The organism is Sphingobium sp. Cam5-1, from assembly GCF_015693305.1.
Taxonomy (GTDB): Bacteria; Pseudomonadota; Alphaproteobacteria; order Sphingomonadales; family Sphingomonadaceae; genus Sphingobium.
In genome coordinates this window covers 1,134,885-1,150,435 of record NZ_CP065138.1, presented here as the reverse complement: position 1 = coordinate 1,150,435, position 15,551 = coordinate 1,134,885, and the positions used below count along the sequence as shown (strand labels likewise).

Genomic DNA, 15,551 nt, shown 5'->3' with positions numbered 1-15,551 from the left:
GCAGAATATCCAGCCTTGCGGCAAATTCACGTGCCTATGCGTGACACCCCTGGTGCGGACGGCGGGACTTGAACCCGCATTCCCAGGGGGAGGCGGATTTTAAGTCCGCTGCGTCTACCGATTTCGCCACGTCCGCGTGGCGCTCCCACTGACCTTTCCGAACGCGCAGGTCAAGATGTGCTGGCGTTCACTGCGCCTTGCTGTTCAGCCGTTCGCGCATTTCCTTGCCAGGTTTGAAGTAGGGCACCCGCTTGGCTGAAACAGGAACTTGCTCGCCGGTGCGCGGATTACGCCCAGTCCGCGCATCTCGCGCACGAGTGGTAAAGGCGCCGAAACCGCGCAATTCTACCCGGCCGCCACCCGACAGGCGGTCAACAATCTCTTTGAAGAAGAGGTCTACAATCCTCTCGACCTCTTGAAGGCCAAGGTCCGGATTTTCCTCTGCCAGAGTCTGAATTAATTCCGAGCGTATCATTGGTCCTCCAGCTCCCCCTTCTGGTTCCCAGTTTAGTCATAGTGAGTCCCTACCCACATGACAATTATCCAATGTCGGTAGTTGTTTTCTCATTTTGGGATAGAAAAAGCCCGCCGGAAGAAGTTCCGACGGGCCTATTACTTTAGTTGTATCCGAAGGGATTAGCCTTCGTTCTTGGCCTTCAGCGCTTCGCCCAAGATGTCGCCGAGCGATGCACCGCTGTCGGACGAGCCATATTGAGCGACTGCCTGCTTCTCTTCTGCAATCTGCAGAGCCTTGATCGAGAAGGTCGGCTTCTTGGCGCGATCGAAGCCCGTAACCAGTGCGTCGAATTTCTGACCGATCTGGAAACGCTCCGAACGCTGCTCGTCGCGGTCGCGGCCAAGGTCGCTGCGCTTGATGAAGCCGGTTGCGCCGTCATCGCCAGCCTGGACTTCCAGACCGCCGTCGCGAACTTCCAGAACCGTGACGGTGACCGTCTGGTTCTTGTTCAGACCAGCTGCAGCGGCGGTGGTGCCGCCAGCGGCCGGGCCGCCACGCTCAAGCTGCTTCATGCCAAGGCTGATGCGCTCCTTCTCGACGTCGATGTCGAGAACGACGGCCTGAACCGACTCACCCTTGCGATGCAGAGCCAGCGCGTCTTCGCCCGAAATGCCCCATGCGATGTCCGACATGTGGACCATGCCATCGACGTCGCCGTCCAGGCCGATGAAAAGGCCGAACTCGGTCGCGTTCTTGACTTCGCCCTCGACGGTCGAACCGATCGGGTGACGTTCGGCAAAGCTGTCCCACGGATTGTTCTGGGCCTGCTTGAGGCCGAGCGAGATACGACGCTTTTCGGGATCGACTTCCAGAACCAGAACTTCGACTTCCTGGCTGGTCGAAACGATTTTGCCGGGATGGACGTTCTTCTTGGTCCACGACATTTCCGAAACGTGGACCAGACCTTCGATGCCCGGCTCCAGTTCGACGAACGCACCATATTCGGTGATGTTCGTGACGCGGCCCGACAGCTTGGCGCCGATCGGATACTTGGCAGCGGCGCCCTCCCACGGATCGCTTTCCAACTGCTTCATGCCAAGGCTGATGCGCTGGGTGTCGCGGTTGATGCGGATGATCTGAACGCGGACGGTGTCGCCGATGTTGATCATCTCGTTCGGGTGGTTGATGCGCTTATAGCTGAGGTCGGTGACGTGCAGCAGGCCGTCGATGCCCCCCAGGTCAACGAACGCACCATAGTCGGTGATGTTCTTGACGACGCCTTCGATGATCTGACCTTCGGCCAGCGTCTGTATGAGGCCGCTGCGCTGTTCGGCGCGCGTTTCTTCCAGAATGGCGCGGCGCGACACGACGATGTTGCCGCGGCGGCGATCCATCTTCAGGATCTGGAAGGGCTGCGGAATGTCCATCAGCGGGGTGACGTCGCGCACTGGGCGGATATCGACCTGTGAGCCGGGGAGGAACGCCACGGCGCCGTCGAGATCGACGGTGAAGCCGCCTTTGACGCGGCCGAAGATGACGCCTTCGACGCGAGCATTTTCGGTGAACTCGGATTCCAGCTTGTCCCAGGCGGCTTCGCGGCGAGCGCGGTCGCGCGACAGCATGGCTTCGCCATGGGCGTTTTCGACGCGATCGACATAGACTTCGACTTCGTCGCCGACCTTCAGGTCAGCCTTCTGGCCCGGCGCAGCGAATTCGCGCAGCGGCACGCGGCCTTCCGACTTCAGGCCGACGTCGATCAGCGCCATGTCGTTTTCGATGCCGGTAACGGTGCCCTTGACGACGCGACCTTCGAATCCGCCGTCCTCGCCACCGAGAGAATCATTGAGAAGCGCGGCGAAATCGTCGCGCGAGGGGAATGCCGTAGAGGCCATGTTTAAGTCCTTCACTCGTCATTGCTGGCCTACCGGTTGTATCCGGTGGTCTTTGAGGCCAAACCGTCCGCACGGCCGAATGCCCATGCGAACATCCGTTCGGCCATGTCGGGTGAGACGCTCTTTGGATAAGCGAAAAGGGCGCCTGGGAATCCCAAGCGCCGTCATCGCGTCAGGCCTGTTGCCGACGTTCCAACTGGGCGTCCACCAGAGCAATCGCCTGCTGGACGGCGGCGTCTATAGTCAAATTGCTGGTGTCGAGCAAGTCCGCGCCATCAGCCATTCGCAACGGCGCATGATCGCGGCTCATGTCGCGAGTGTCGCGTGCCTGAATATCTGCGATCAGGCTATCCATGTCCGGGTGTCCACCATGGGAAAGCGCATCATCATAGCGACGCTTGGCGCGCACGTGAACGCTCGCGGTAACGAAGATCTTCGCATCCGCATCCGGCGCGATCACCGTCCCGATATCGCGGCCATCAAGTATTGCGCCACCCGGTCGGGTCGCAAAATCGCGCTGTCGCTGGACGAGCGCCTGGCGAACGCTCGGGTGGATGGAAACGCGGGAAGCGAGTGAACCAACGGCCTCGCTCCGCAGCGCAGGGTCACACAGGACTGAATCGTCAAAATCACAAGCGGAAACCGCATCGGCTTCGTGGTCCGGATCGCCCCCGGCTTTTAGCACAGCAAGCCCGACCGCACGATAGAGCAGGCCGGTGTCCAGCACAGGCAACCCGTAATGGCGTCCGAGCGCCTTGGCGATCGTACCTTTGCCGGATGCCGCAGGACCGTCGACGGCGATGATCATTCTGCTTTGCCTTTCCGCAACGTCTTGGCGAGGCCAATGACGGCTATAAAGGCCCAGACTACCTCCAGCGCCATCGATGCGACATTGAAATGAACCGTCAGTGAGAAGATCAGCAGCAACGAACCGATCAGGTTGAGAAAATTGAAGAGCGTGAAGTTCAGCGCCTTCGCCATATTGCTGTAGGCGTAAGCAATAACCATGAGGCCGCTACCAAGAAGGCCAACCACGTTGGGAAAATCGAAATTCACGCTATCGCGCCGAGTGTTTGCAAGAGCGCGGTAAAGCCGGGGAAGCTGGTCGCGACCGGGCGCATGTCATCGATGGTGACGCCGTTTTTGGACACAAGACCGGCCACCGCAAAGCTCATGGCGATACGATGATCCAGCTTCGTCGCGATGGGACCGCCGCCGGGCAGAAGCGTACCTCCGCTTCCCTCAATGACGATGCCGTCCTCCAGTTCCTCCACTCTCACGCCGATGGTGCGGAGGCCCGCCGCCATGGTGGCGATGCGATCAGATTCCTTGACCCGCAATTCTTCAAGGCCTCGGAAGGTGCTGCGTCCTTCGGCGAGTGCGGCCGCGATGAAAGCGACCGGATATTCATCGATCATGGAGGGCGCGCGGGCGGGGTCTGGTTCGACGCCCGTAAGTCGGGAGGCAGTGACGACAATGTCTCCCACCGGCTCCCCGCCGACTTCGCGCGGGTTCTCGATGACGATGTCGCCGCCCATCTCGCGCAGCAGATCAATTAACCCTGCCCGAGTGGTATTCAGGCCGACATTTTCAATAGTAATCTTCGAGCCGGGGACAAGTAGCGCGGCGACCATGGGGAAGGCTGCCGACGAGGGGTCGCCGGGTACGGTGATGGCTTGCGGACGAAGTTCGGCCTCGCCTTTTAATGTGATGATCCGTGATCCATCAGCATCGATTTCTACGTCCAGGTCAGCGCCAAAGCCCTTGAGCATCCGTTCGCTGTGATCGCGAGTCGGAACTGGCTCGACGACGCGCGTGACCCCGGGGGTGTTCAGACCGGCCAGCAAGATCGCGGACTTCACCTGCGCTGATGCGACCGGAAGGCGATAATCCAGCGCCACGGCCGGACAGACGCCCCGCATGGTGAGCGGCAACCGTTGTCCGGGGCTGGTGGTGAAGCTGGCGCCCATATGGGACAGTGGCTCGGTGACGCGCTGCATCGGGCGCTTGCTCAGCGATGCGTCTCCGATGAAAGTCACGGTGATGCCATGACTTGCGACCAGGCCCATGAGGAGGCGGGTCGACGTGCCACTGTTGCCCATGTCCAAAGCTGTTTGGGGTTGCAGCAATCCGCCCACGCCCACGCCCCGGATGTGCCAGATGCCATCATCGTCCCGTTGGATCTGCGCGCCCATCGCACGCATTGCGGCGGCAGTGGCCAGCACATCCTCTCCCTCCAACAGACCTTCGACGCGGCTTTCCCCAACGGCCAGTGCAGAGAGCATGAGTGAACGATGCGAAATGCTTTTGTCTCCCGGCACCCTTACACTGCCCGCAAGCGGAGGAGCGCCGGAGAAGGTCATGGGAACAGGCTGATCGGAAGAAGTGGTCACGGGTCAATCCGTTTGTCAGGAAACTGAAAAATTGCGCCCGGCTTTTGACAGCGCGGTTCCGCTATGGCAAGGCGCGCGTCGCTTCGCGGGCGACATGGTCGCGCCGCGTGATATTCGTTGAAGCACTCGTAAGAAGGACAAGGCCGGACATGGTCAAGGCTGAATGGGGCACGAAGCGTACCTGCCCGAAATGCGCCACGCGCTTCTATGACCTGGGCAAGGACGACCCGGTCACCTGCATCAACTGCAACACCGCTTGGGAACCCGAACCCGTCCTGAAGTCGAAGCAGCCGCTGCCGTACGAGGAAGCGCCAAAGAAGGTTATCGAAACCGCCGACGGGGAGCTGGAGACGGCAGATGACGATCTGGATCTTGATCTGGATGTCGATGATGATGGCGATTCGCCGGACAATGACGTTGACCTGGGCGGTGACGATGACCTCGGCGTGGATGCGGCCGCCGACGACGGCGACGACGACAATTAAGTAATTTTGTGCTTGCCAAGGAAGTTGCTGCCTCCTAATGGCAGCGACCTCCGAAGCGCCGGTCCCAAGCGGCGCTGACACTGGTAACGGGGCCTTAGCTCAGCTGGGAGAGCGCCTGCATGGCATGCAGGAGGTCAGCGGTTCGATCCCGCTAGGCTCCACCAGTTTTCCGGATGGTCCAAGCCTCACCTGTATAGCCCGGAAGCTATCAAGCGGGTGCTTGGCATCCTATATCGGCCGACGGCTCTATGCCGGACATGGCCCAATCCATTGGGATGCGGTATGATGCCGCGCAACGATGGGGCCTTAGCTCAGCTGGGAGAGCGCCTGCATGGCATGCAGGAGGTCAGCGGTTCGATCCCGCTAGGCTCCACCAACTCTCCGGACGTCTATTTATCCTCTGGCCTGTCTTCTCTCAGCAATAAAACTAAGCGTCTGGCAGCAGATTAACGCTGCATGACATTATTGTCAGTGAGGGATCATCAAATTTGACAATGCTAACTGGCGCCCGGTCACGCTGGCTGCACGAAGCTATCCATCACGCGCTTACGGCCAGCCGTTTCAAAATCGATCTCGAGTTTGTTGCCCTCGATCTCCGCAATCGTGCCGTAACCAAATTTCTGATGAAATACGCGCAGCCCCAGATGCATATCATCCCGCCCCTTGTTGCCTAAGTATACCGCCGACGCGCGCGCTTCAACGATCCGCACGGCTTCGCGGGAGAACTGGCCACTTTGTTGCGCTCGCTGCCAGCCTGGGCCGCGCCCGCTGCCTCGTTGCACGTTGGAGAAGGGATCAGCGCGCTCGGACCAGTTGGCACGCCATAGGGATGCGCCGCCCGCCATGCTGCTTTCCTCCTCGACATGTTCCGGAGGTAGCTCGCCTACGAACCGCGACGGGATGGAACTGGTCCACTGGCCATATATTCTCCGGTTCGCCGCATGAAGGATGACGCACAGCTTCCTGGCGCGGGTAATCGCCACATAGGCGAGCCGACGTTCTTCCTCCAGACTGTTGAGACCGCCTTCGTCCAACGCCCGTTGCGAAGGGAAAATACCCTCTTCCCAGCCCGCCAGGAAAACAGTGTCGAATTCGAGCCCTTTGGCCGCATGGATGGTCATGATCGTGACCTTCCGTTCCTCGGCTTGCGCGTCATTGTCCATGACTAGCGACACATGTTCGAGGAACGCGCCCAGCGTTTCATATTCCTCCATCGCGCGGGTAAGTTCATTCAGGTTTTCGAGGCGGCCCGCGCTTTCGGCTGTGCGTTCTGCCTGAAGCATTGCCGTGTAGCCGCTTTCATCCAGTATCTGGCGCGCGAGTTCGGCATGGGGAAGCTGCGTCGCACGGTCGCGCCAGCGGGCCAAATCCCCGATAAAGGCGCCAAGGCTGCGGCGCGCTTGCGGAGTCATTTCGTCGGTATCGAGAATTCGTGCAGCAGCGAGCGCCAAGGGTATGGCCTCGGCCCGAGCAAGGCGGTGAAGTTTCTCCACGGCTTTTTCACCTAAACCGCGTTTAGGAACATTGACGATCCGCTCAAATGCCAGGTCGTCGGCAGGTTGGTTGACGAGGCGAAGATAGGCAAGCGCGTCGCGGATCTCAGCCCGCTCGTAAAACCGAAAGCCGCCTACAATCCTATATGCGAGACCGATCTGAATGAATCGATCTTCAAATTCGCGGGTCTGGTGCTGCGCACGGACAAGGATAGCTACCTCTTCCAACGATCGACCTGAGCGCTCGATCGCCTCGATTTCGTCGCCGACGCGGCGAGCCTCTTCTGGCCCGTCCCATACGCCGATGACGCGGACTTTTTCCCCGATGTCGATGTCGGTCCACAACGTCTTGCCCAGCCTGTTGCCGTTTTCGGCGATCACACCGGACGCGGCGCCCAGGATATGAGGCGTGGATCGGTAATTCTGCTCCAGGCGGACAATCTTGGCGCCCGGGAAGTCCTTTTCAAATCGCAGGATGTTGGCGACTTCCGCGCCGCGCCACGAATAGATGGACTGATCGTCATCACCCACGCAGCAGATATTCTTGCGCTGCTGAGCCAGCAGGCGGAGCCAGAGATACTGGCTGCTGTTGGTGTCCTGATATTCGTCCACCATGATGTAGCGGAACCGCTGTTGATAGCTTTCGAGCACATCCCGGTGGCGCTTCAATATGGTGAGTATATGGAGCAGCAAGTCGCCGAAGTCGCAGGCATTTACATCGCGAAGGCGGGCTTGATAGGCAGCGTATAATTTCTGCCCACGCCCATTCCCGTAAGATTCGCTATCTCCGGCGCTGATTTCGTCAGGAGTCAGACCCTTATTCTTCCACTGATCGATCAAGCCACCCAGCTGCCGCGCGGGCCAGCGCTTTTCATCAATCCCTTCAGCCTGGATCAGCTGCTTCATCAGCCGAAGCTGATCGTCTGTATCAAGAATGGTGAAGTTGGATTGCAGGCCGACCAATTCGGCATGTCTGCGAAGCATTTTGGCAGCGATGGCATGAAATGTTCCAAGCCATGGCATGCCTTCCACTGCCGGACCGATCATACGTCCGACACGCTCGCGCATTTCGCGCGCGGCCTTGTTGGTGAAGGTGACCGCCAGGATTTCCGACGGATAGGCGCGGCGCGTAGCTATAAGATGCGCCAGCCGTGCGGTCAGCGCAGCCGTCTTGCCCGTTCCGGCGCCCGCCAGAACAAGAACCGGACCCTCGACAGTGAGGACAGCTTCCCGTTGGGGCTCATTGAGGCCCTGAAGATAGGGCGGATCATCAGGCGTTGGAGCAGGGAGGGTCATGGTCAACAACTAGGGAGCATGGATAGAGGGAGCAAGGGCTTGGCCACGTGCGATTGATGGCAATCTATGAGAACAAAAGAGGAATCATGCAAGGGGGAAGGCCGCTGTGTTGACATTAACGGTACCCCCTCGGCCTCTCGTCATGTCGTTAGGTCAAGGCCGAACGGTTTCAATGAGAGAGCGGCGCTTTGCTGAAAGACCGTGATCATTCGCCTGGTAGCAGCATAGCCACCGTTCGTCGCCGATATCGGAACGCGTGCGCACTGATCTGGTTCTCTACCCGCCAAGAGGCAGAACGGGGTGATGAACAGGAAAGGATTACCCATGAAATCGATCATGCTTGCGGGTGCCGCCATGCTGGCTTTTACCACCGGCGCTACTGGCATTGCGATCGCTCAGGGTGTGCCGGACAGTACGGCCCAACCCCCAGCCACTGATAGCATGCCGACGGATCCGGCTACGCCTGCGAGCCCTGCAACAGCGACAGATCCCAATGCTGGTCAGCCGACTGGAGAGGTTCCAGCCGACACCGGCATGATGCCCGCAACGCCGGGTATGCCCAAGGACCCTGCCGCGCCTGTGGGCAGTTCGGCCAATCCGGTGACCGTTGGCGGTAACATGACCCCTCCGCCTGCGGGCGGTAAAGATTATCCGCTATGCAGTCGCACGGTACAGGATAGCTGCATCAATCCAGGCGAGGCACCGCGTTCGAAGAAGATGGCGCGCAGGCATCGCTGACCGGGGAGACAGCGCCGGGCAGGGCAGCAATGAGTGCTGCCAGCCCGGTTCTGTCCTTGGCGGCGTCCGCCAGGCTATGCTGGTCGAGCACTGCTAGAAAAGCGGTAGTTGCGGCCTTCAAAATGCCCGATAGGCCACAAGCGGCGCGAAGGCTGCAGTTTGCGCAGTCTGCAAGGTTCATGTCCGTTTCGGTGTGGCGGATTACATCACCCAGTTTGATTGCTTCAGGATCGCGGGCCAGGGTGAAGCCGCCGCCTCTGCCGCGCTGGGTCAGGATGAACCCGCCTTGGCCGAGGTGGTGGACGACTTTCATCAAATGATTGCGCGAAAGAGCGTAGGCGTCGGCGACCTCGGGGATGGTTGCACGACCTGTTGGCGTGACGGCCAAATGGATGAGGACGCGCAGGGCGTAGTCGGTGTGGCGGGTCAATTGCATGAGGGAATGCGTTAATTGAACCGGGTTTGCAGATAAAACATGCAGCTTGTTTACATGTTTAAAGATGTACCGTAAAGGCATCTTTACCGAGTCTCTAGTTCAATGGGGTGCATATATGAGCCAGCTCAGCGCTGAAACCATCGCGATCGTCAAGGCAACCGCTCCCGCGCTGCGGAGCCATGGGGTGGAAATCACGACCGCCATGTATGCGCGCCTGTTCCAGGATGCGTCGATCAAGGACATGTTCGATCAGGCGGCACAGGACAGCGGTGAGCAGCCCAAGCGTCTGGCCGCGGCTATCCTTGGCTATGCCGAGAATATCGACAAGCTGCAGGCGCTCACCGGCGCGGTCGAGCGTATGGTGCAGCGGCACGTCGAAACCGGCGTGAAGGCTGAACATTATCCCAAGGTTGCCGAAGCGCTGCTGCCCGCGATCCGCGATGTCCTGGGCGCGGATGTTGCCACGGATGCTGTGTTGGAAGCGTGGGGCAAGGCCTATTGGTTCCTCGCCGAGATATTGATTGGCAAGGAAGCGCAGGCTTATGAGGATGCTGAAGCGGCTTGATTGATGGGTGGGGATGCCTCCTGGGGTGTTCCCCTCTCCCTAACCCTCTCCCCTAAAGGGGAGAGGGAATCGCTCTTAAGAGGGTCAGGCGTGCCTTGCCGACGTCGCGGGTTGCCTCCACGACAAAGCCCTTGACCTCCACATCTTCGCGGCGATCGGTTTCGATGCTGATCCAGGTAGCGGGGCCGGTCCAGCCCAGACGGCTTAACTTATCGAGAGCGACGACGCCTGCGCCGCTATTATAAGGCGGGTCTATGAAAATCAGGTCCAGCGGGTTCGACGCAGGCCCCAAGGAGAGCACGCTGCTCTGCCGAATGTCGGGCCGGATGCCGAGCTTGTCGCCATTGGCGCGGATCACATTGAGAGCCGCCTGATCCTGTTCAACGAAGAGGCAGCTAGCCGCGCCACGGGACAGGGCTTCAAAGCCCAAGGCGCCCGATCCTGCAAAGAAATCGCCGACGGCCAACCCTTCAAATGATCCGATGCGGCTCACCAGCATCGAAAAGAGCGTTTCGCGCGTACGGTCGGCCGTGGGGCGGGTGGCGTCGCCTTTGGGAGCTGCCAGCGGGCGGCCGCGCCATTGGCCTGCGATGATTCTCATGATTGGCGTCCGTGCAGAAGGAAAGCCCTGAGACAAGCGCAGGGCGAACGGGTTTAGCTTCAGGATTTGGGCGTCTTCAAGCTCTTGCGGAAGACGATGAGGTCGTGCTGGCGCACTTCCTGCACCGCGCCCGACGCGAGTTCGCCAAGATGGAAGGGGCCATAGCTGGTGCGGATGAGGCGGCTTACCTGTAGACCCAGATGCTCCAGAACACGCCGCACTTCGCGGTTCTTGCCCTCCGTCAGGGTCATTTCGATCCACTGGTTACGGCCGGTGCGGCGTTCCAGATTGGCCTCGATCTGGCCATAGCGGATGCCGTCAATCTCTATGCCCATGAACAAATCTTCAAGCTGGGCCTGACTGACCTCACCAAAGGCGCGGGCGCGATAGGTGCGCGGCACGCCGGTCGCGGGCAATTCCATCTGCCGTTTGAATTCGCCATCGGTGGTGAGGAGCAGAAGCCCCTCCGTGGTCATGTCCAGACGGCCGATCGGCATGAGGCGGGGAAGGTCGGCGGGCAAGCGGTCGTAGATGGTAGGGCGGCCGCGCGGGTCGCGCTCGGTCGTCAAATAGCCCGAAGGCTTGTGAAACAGGAAGAGACGGGCGGGAGCGGGTTGCGCCACCGGGTTGCCATCCACCGACACGCCATTGAGCGAGGTCAGCAGGGTCGCGGGGGTCGAGATCAGTTGACCATCGAGAGTGACCCGGCCTTCCTCGATCATCCGTTCCACTTCCCGGCGCGAGGCGACCCCGGCGCGAGCGAGCAGCTTTGCGATGCGTTGCGGTTCGTTCGTGCCGCTGGCGGCAGCGGCCACGCGCGCCGGATGGGGATTGGCTGGCTTGACGGGAGCAGCGCTTCTTTTCTTGAAAGGCGGGCGAGCAGGGCGCGACGAACCGGCGGGTTTGCCGTCGGTGGGGCGCCGGGGGCCGCCCGGTCCTGCCCTGCGCGGCGGTGCTGATTTTTTCGGCGGCTCCACGCTCGGTTCCTTTTAACGAAGCGGCGGCATTCCCATATCGGAGATGCCGGGAAAATGACGAATAGTGCCGCCCTGTCGCCGAGTGCGCAGGGGCGGCCGCAACTCCCTTAAGGGGTCGCGCGTTTGATCGGGTGCATGGCGCATATGGGGCGGATCGGCAAATGTTTTTCGGGCTAGTCAAAGGGGACTCGAAGCCGCGGCAGCAGGCACAGGCCATCATCAGCGTGCTGGTGGTGGAAGATGAGCCTTTGGTCGCCTTCGACAACGAGCATGTGCTGGAGCAGGCTGGCTACCGCGTGGCCGCGACGGTCGAGGATTATGACCATGCGATCAGCGTCATTGAGCAGGATGAGGTCGATTTGGTGATCGCCGATATTACCCTGCATGGCGACAAGACGGGCATTGATGTGGCGCGTCATGCCTATGCGAAGGGGCTGGCGGTGCTGTTCGTCAGCGGTGCCTGTCCGATTGATGCGCATGAGATGGCGGTAGGGTGTCTGGCGAAACCTTATTTGCCGCGCGATCTGCTGGCTTCGATCGGGGTGATTGAGGCGGTGCTGCGTGGTGGGGAGCTGCCGCGGGTGCCGCGTGGATTGCATTTGTTTGATCGGGTGGGGTGATGTTGGTTCAGGCTGGTCGTGGCCTGCGGAGGATGGCGGCTAGCGACCAGTTGTGGACATCAGCAGATCCATGGCCATTTCCTGATAGCGGCCACCATATTTTCCTGACACACATCCTCTATGACGTTCAAAACCAGTCTTAAAGGAAATCGCCGCACCTTGATGATCGCAGGGTTCGCGGGTCTCTCGATGCCATCTTACGCGTCGCCGCCGATGCCGGTGGAAACCATTGAAACCATCAAAGCTGCATTGCCTCAATGCACTGGAGGCTGGATTGAATCGGGGAAACGAGGGCGGGTATTTCCGGTAGACCTTGCACCCCGGCTTGCCTTGCTTTCACGACCTTCGGTCCAGATGGATCAAGATGCGGGACAGGATCTGTACCAGATTGCCAAAGGGCTTCTTGCTCCAGCTATCGGAACACACGAACGCATGATGGATGGCGATGCCAGCCTGAAGTGCCCTGCGCATCCTAAAGAGGCCGTGGCTCTGATGGAATATCTCATCGGTGCGACTCCAGATGAGCGGCGAGGTGCCAGTAACGCCTTAGATTGGCTCGGCCTCGCCTACAAAACAGGAGCGTCAGGGGTCAAGGATCCAGCAGAAGCACGCCGCTACTACCTACGCTTTCGGATGCACGTTGGAGTGTCACCAGAGGCTCAGTGGTCTGATGGCATCGACAATAGTCTTTTGGGCAATGTTGAGCGGGCAGGTTTGAGGCCTTATCTCGAGGCGCTCGCAGAAAGCAGCAAAGGCGGCGGCGCAGCCCGGATAGCATTGGCCGAAGCTGCCTTGCCGACCAACCCTGTGGCTGCACGTCAATTACTCCGATATCTTGATGATCGTCCACTGAACCGACTCCTGGAACTGGAAGATCTAAATCGGATTCCCGTTGCGGCCGATGACCAGGAAGTCGCCTTCTGGGCTGAAGCAACTCGCACTCTTTTTGGATACCGCAAATATGCAGCGCGCATGATGAAGGCGGTCAAAGATGTGAATGGAGGCGACATCCCAACCTCTCCATCGCGACCCTCCATTGATTTGCTACGTGCCCATCTCGACATGGCGGCTGCTGCTGACGCCGATGCAACTCGCGATCCTATCCCGGTTCGCGCTCTTGTGAATCCGCAAGGCCATCCGATCTACGTTGAAGCATGTAGCGCCCGTCCCGCACAGCCAATGCCGCTCCGGAATTTTAATGTGCAACTCGACGTGGCAAGGCTCTACAATGTGAGAAACGTCGATAAATTGCCAAAGCTTCCAATTGTGAAGTTCAATGGCCTTCCGGCATATGGGTGGGTTATATTACCGGCCGTTCATTTTCGCCGAGTAGAAGGCAACAGCCTGAAGGTCGATTTTGCCGACTTGCCGCAAGAGCAATGCGTTTACTCGGCCGTTGCCCAAGCGCCCTTCTTAACGATTGCGCGCTAAGGCAATTGGGCTTCTGGCTTGTCGGCTTTCGCTAGCTAACGGCATCAAAGCCGCCAGTCCGCTCACCACCCATCCAAGACATTCCCCTCCCGCAGGCGGGAGGGGTTAGGGGTGGGCGCGAGCGTAGCGAGCCTTGCGTGAGCCCATTTGATGAGGCCTGTGTTGCGCTAGCCCACCCCCGACCCCTCCCGCCTGCGGGAGGGGAGATGATAGGAAGGCTCCCGAAGCGCCATTTCGGGAAAAGTTGGTGGCTTGTGGGTTGTATGGCCTGACGCGGCCATATGTCCGGGGCGAGTTCTGCTTGTTTCTCCGGGGATTGGCCATATGGTGGCGCGATAAAGCATTTTGGGGGCGCGCCTTTTTCATGAATGACATTGCCGTGGGCACCCGAGGCTGGCTGGATGCGGTGAAGCCCTATGTAGAGAAGGCGCCGCTCGCCGCGCTGTTCCTCGGTATCTCGTCGGGCTTTCCCTTTGCGATGATCGGCGCGAACCTGGCGTCGCGGCTGGCGCAGGACGGGATCGACAAGAAGAGCGTCACGGCGTTCAGCCTGGTGCTGCTTGCCTATAATCTCAAATGGCTGTGGGCCTGGGTGATTGAGGGGGTGAAGTTACCCCTGCTGCATCGGTTGGGGCAACGCGTGTCGTGGATGCTGGTGGCGGGGCTGCTGGTGATGGCAGCCGTGGTCAATCTGGCCGTGGTCGATCCGGCAACCGACCTTATGGGCACGGTGCGGGCGGCGATCCTGCTGGGGATAGCGGGGGCGACGTTCGACATCATCATCGATGGCTATCGGATCGAGATATTGCGGCCCGAGCAATTGGGTATTGGCGCGGGCATGTCGCAATATGGCTGGCGCATCGGTGCGGCGGCGGCGGGCGCTCTGGCGCTGGTGGTGGCGCAATATTGGGACTGGACGCTGGCCTATCTGGTCTGTTCGCTGTTTGCGCTGCCCGCGATGCTGGCGGCGTTGATCGTTGGCGAGCCGGAGCGGCATCGCGAGATTGCTTCCCGGAAGACGGGCGGGGAATTGGCGCAGGCGATCATTGGGCCGTTCGTTGATTTCTTCAAGCGCAAGGGCGCGCTGCTCGTCCTGCTGTTCATCATCGTCCACAAGATCGGCGACACGCTGGCCAACCTGACATTCCGGCTGCTGTTCAACGATCTGGGGTACAGCAATGAGGAGATCGCGATCTACGATGTGGGCGTGGGTTTCTGGGCATTGCTGGCCGGGATTTTCGTGGGCGGGGTGTTGTATGCGCGGTTGGGGTTGAAGCGGTCGGTGTTTATCAGCCTGGTGCTGATGGCGGTGTCGAACTTCAGCTTTGCCATGCTGGCGGCGACCGGAAAGAGCAATGTGGGCATGGCGGGTGCCATTGGGTTCGAGAATTTCGCTAGCGGGATCGGCGGCGTTGCCGTGGTCGCCTATTTCTCCGCGCTGTGCGATTTGCGCTTCACCGCCGCGCAATATGCGATGATTTCGGCGGCGGCGAGCATTGTCGGGCGGTTTCTGACGGGGACGTCGGCGGGCGCGTTGATCGAGCGGTTCGGCTATGTCGATTTCTACCTGCTGACGACCGTGCTGGCGCTGCCGGGCATTATCCTGTTCTGGCTGATGATGCGCAGCGGGCTGGTGGATGCGAGTGTCGGCAGCGCCGCTACGGATGACGGGGGTCAGGCTCCGGCGTAAAGGTCCAGCGGGCGGCCTAGGTCGCTATGGGCTTGAGAGACGGCTTGCAGGCAGGTGAGGGCGCCTAGCACATCTTCCGTGCCGAGCAGCGAGGCGAGTTGCTCATAGGATGCGGGCGGGTCCTGTAGCGCTGTGCTGATCGAATGCATGAGCGATGCTTCGTCGGCGGTCATACGGGCGCAGCAGCAAGGCGCGACGAGTATCCGGCGGGTAGCGCAGCGGGCAAGTTCGAGCATCATGGCGCGCATGAGGACAAGAGGGCGGCGGTAGCTGCGCCCGAACGCGCCGAGCATGGCGTTGGCGGCGTGGGCATCATCGACCCCCGCGCTGGCCATGCGGCGCATCGCATAGAGGAACAGGCGGTTGCCGTAGCCGGGAGGCATTGCGCCTGGCAGGTCGAGGGGCGTGATCTCTCCATGGGGCATATGAGCACCTTTTTATCCGTTGCGTTACGGAGAGCAAGGTACGCTATTGCGA

16 protein-coding genes and 3 tRNA genes are annotated in these 15,551 nt (G+C 60.3%); 8 read left to right on the top strand and 11 right to left on the bottom strand.

Features of this window, described 5'->3' with window-relative positions; genetic code table 11:
* Nucleotides 1-50: 50 nt before the first annotated feature.
* The 6 genes from IZV00_RS05825 to aroA form a co-directional block, all read right to left on the bottom strand.
* Nucleotides 51-136: transfer RNA gene (locus tag IZV00_RS05825), tRNA-Leu, on the bottom strand.
* Between the two features lie 51 nt (nucleotides 137-187).
* Nucleotides 188-475 (bottom strand): integration host factor subunit beta, encoded by a 288-nt coding sequence (locus IZV00_RS05820; protein WP_196226199.1) that lies wholly within the window; start codon nucleotides 473-475, stop codon nucleotides 188-190.
* A 161-nt stretch (nucleotides 476-636) separates the two neighbouring features.
* Complete coding sequence (rpsA, locus tag IZV00_RS05815) at nucleotides 637-2,349, bottom strand: 30S ribosomal protein S1 (protein ID WP_196226198.1); 1,713 nt, start codon at nucleotides 2,347-2,349, stop codon at nucleotides 637-639.
* Nucleotides 2,350-2,521: 172 nt separating this feature from the next.
* Nucleotides 2,522-3,157 (bottom strand): (d)CMP kinase, encoded by a 636-nt coding sequence (gene cmk / locus IZV00_RS05810; RefSeq protein ID WP_196226197.1) that lies wholly within the window; start codon nucleotides 3,155-3,157, stop codon nucleotides 2,522-2,524.
* A complete protein-coding gene (locus IZV00_RS05805; protein WP_196226196.1) occupies nucleotides 3,154-3,405 on the bottom strand; it encodes a CBU_0592 family membrane protein in 252 nt (83 codons plus the stop codon). Before IZV00_RS05805 ends, cmk begins: the two co-directional genes overlap by 4 nt.
* Complete coding sequence (gene aroA, locus IZV00_RS05800) at nucleotides 3,402-4,742, bottom strand: 3-phosphoshikimate 1-carboxyvinyltransferase (protein WP_230463312.1); 1,341 nt, start codon at nucleotides 4,740-4,742, stop codon at nucleotides 3,402-3,404. Before aroA ends, IZV00_RS05805 begins: the two co-directional genes overlap by 4 nt.
* A gap of 149 nt (nucleotides 4,743-4,891) precedes the next feature.
* On the opposite strand from aroA, the gene IZV00_RS05795 reads away from it, so the two are divergent.
* From IZV00_RS05795 to IZV00_RS05785, 3 genes are all read left to right on the top strand, one after another.
* The gene (locus tag IZV00_RS05795) at nucleotides 4,892-5,227 is read left to right on the top strand and encodes a TIGR02300 family protein (RefSeq protein ID WP_196226195.1); all 336 of its coding nucleotides are present in this window, start codon (nucleotides 4,892-4,894) and stop codon (nucleotides 5,225-5,227) included.
* Between the two features lie 88 nt (nucleotides 5,228-5,315).
* Nucleotides 5,316-5,391 (top strand) — tRNA-Ala (locus tag IZV00_RS05790).
* Between the two features lie 136 nt (nucleotides 5,392-5,527).
* Nucleotides 5,528-5,603: transfer RNA gene (locus IZV00_RS05785), tRNA-Ala, on the top strand.
* A gap of 136 nt (nucleotides 5,604-5,739) precedes the next feature.
* Here IZV00_RS05785 and IZV00_RS05780 read toward each other — a convergent pair.
* A complete protein-coding gene (locus IZV00_RS05780; RefSeq protein WP_196226194.1) occupies nucleotides 5,740-8,016 on the bottom strand; it encodes an ATP-dependent helicase in 2,277 nt (758 codons plus the stop codon).
* A 324-nt stretch (nucleotides 8,017-8,340) separates the two neighbouring features.
* Here IZV00_RS05780 and IZV00_RS05775 point away from each other — a divergent pair, with 324 nt between their 5' ends.
* Complete coding sequence (locus IZV00_RS05775) at nucleotides 8,341-8,754, top strand: Fe-S oxidoreductase (protein WP_196226193.1); 414 nt, start codon at nucleotides 8,341-8,343, stop codon at nucleotides 8,752-8,754.
* On the opposite strand, the gene IZV00_RS05770 is transcribed toward IZV00_RS05775, so the two are convergent.
* Nucleotides 8,702-9,190, bottom strand: a complete 489-nt coding sequence (locus tag IZV00_RS05770) for an Rrf2 family transcriptional regulator (protein WP_196226521.1) — start codon at nucleotides 9,188-9,190, stop codon at nucleotides 8,702-8,704. The two genes, IZV00_RS05775 and IZV00_RS05770, sit on opposite strands and share 53 nt — an antisense overlap.
* Nucleotides 9,191-9,305: 115 nt before the next feature.
* On the opposite strand from IZV00_RS05770, the gene IZV00_RS05765 reads away from it, so the two are divergent.
* On the top strand, nucleotides 9,306-9,755 hold the full coding sequence (locus IZV00_RS05765) for a globin domain-containing protein (protein ID WP_196226192.1): 450 nt from the start codon (nucleotides 9,306-9,308) through the stop codon (nucleotides 9,753-9,755).
* Nucleotides 9,756-9,807: 52 nt separating this feature from the next.
* On the opposite strand, the gene rsmD is transcribed toward IZV00_RS05765, so the two are convergent.
* Together rsmD and IZV00_RS05755 are read right to left on the bottom strand one after the other, a co-directional pair.
* Nucleotides 9,808-10,356: a 16S rRNA (guanine(966)-N(2))-methyltransferase RsmD gene (gene rsmD / locus IZV00_RS05760; protein ID WP_196226191.1), complete on the bottom strand. Its 549-nt coding sequence runs from the start codon at nucleotides 10,354-10,356 to the stop codon at nucleotides 9,808-9,810.
* A 59-nt stretch (nucleotides 10,357-10,415) separates the two neighbouring features.
* A complete protein-coding gene (locus IZV00_RS05755) occupies nucleotides 10,416-11,333 on the bottom strand; it encodes a pseudouridine synthase (protein ID WP_196226190.1) in 918 nt (305 codons plus the stop codon).
* A gap of 161 nt (nucleotides 11,334-11,494) precedes the next feature.
* Between IZV00_RS05755 and IZV00_RS05750 the strand changes: the two genes are divergently transcribed.
* The 3 genes from IZV00_RS05750 (at nucleotide 11,495) to IZV00_RS05740 (ending at nucleotide 15,074) form a co-directional block, all read left to right on the top strand.
* Nucleotides 11,495-11,953 carry a response regulator gene (locus IZV00_RS05750; RefSeq protein WP_196226189.1) on the top strand — a complete coding sequence of 153 codons (459 nt, stop codon included), beginning with the start codon at nucleotides 11,495-11,497 and terminating at the stop codon, nucleotides 11,951-11,953.
* 120 nt (nucleotides 11,954-12,073) lie between these two features.
* Nucleotides 12,074-13,384 carry a hypothetical protein gene (locus IZV00_RS05745; RefSeq protein ID WP_196226188.1) on the top strand — a complete coding sequence of 437 codons (1,311 nt, stop codon included), beginning with the start codon at nucleotides 12,074-12,076 and terminating at the stop codon, nucleotides 13,382-13,384.
* Between the two features lie 364 nt (nucleotides 13,385-13,748).
* The gene (locus IZV00_RS05740) at nucleotides 13,749-15,074 is read left to right on the top strand and encodes an AmpG family muropeptide MFS transporter (protein WP_196226187.1); all 1,326 of its coding nucleotides are present in this window, start codon (nucleotides 13,749-13,751) and stop codon (nucleotides 15,072-15,074) included.
* Here the strand turns inward: IZV00_RS05740 and IZV00_RS05735 are convergent.
* The gene (locus IZV00_RS05735) at nucleotides 15,059-15,499 is read right to left on the bottom strand and encodes a DUF6628 family protein (protein WP_196226186.1); all 441 of its coding nucleotides are present in this window, start codon (nucleotides 15,497-15,499) and stop codon (nucleotides 15,059-15,061) included. The two genes, IZV00_RS05740 and IZV00_RS05735, sit on opposite strands and share 16 nt — an antisense overlap.
* Nucleotides 15,500-15,551: the final 52 nt, after the last annotated feature.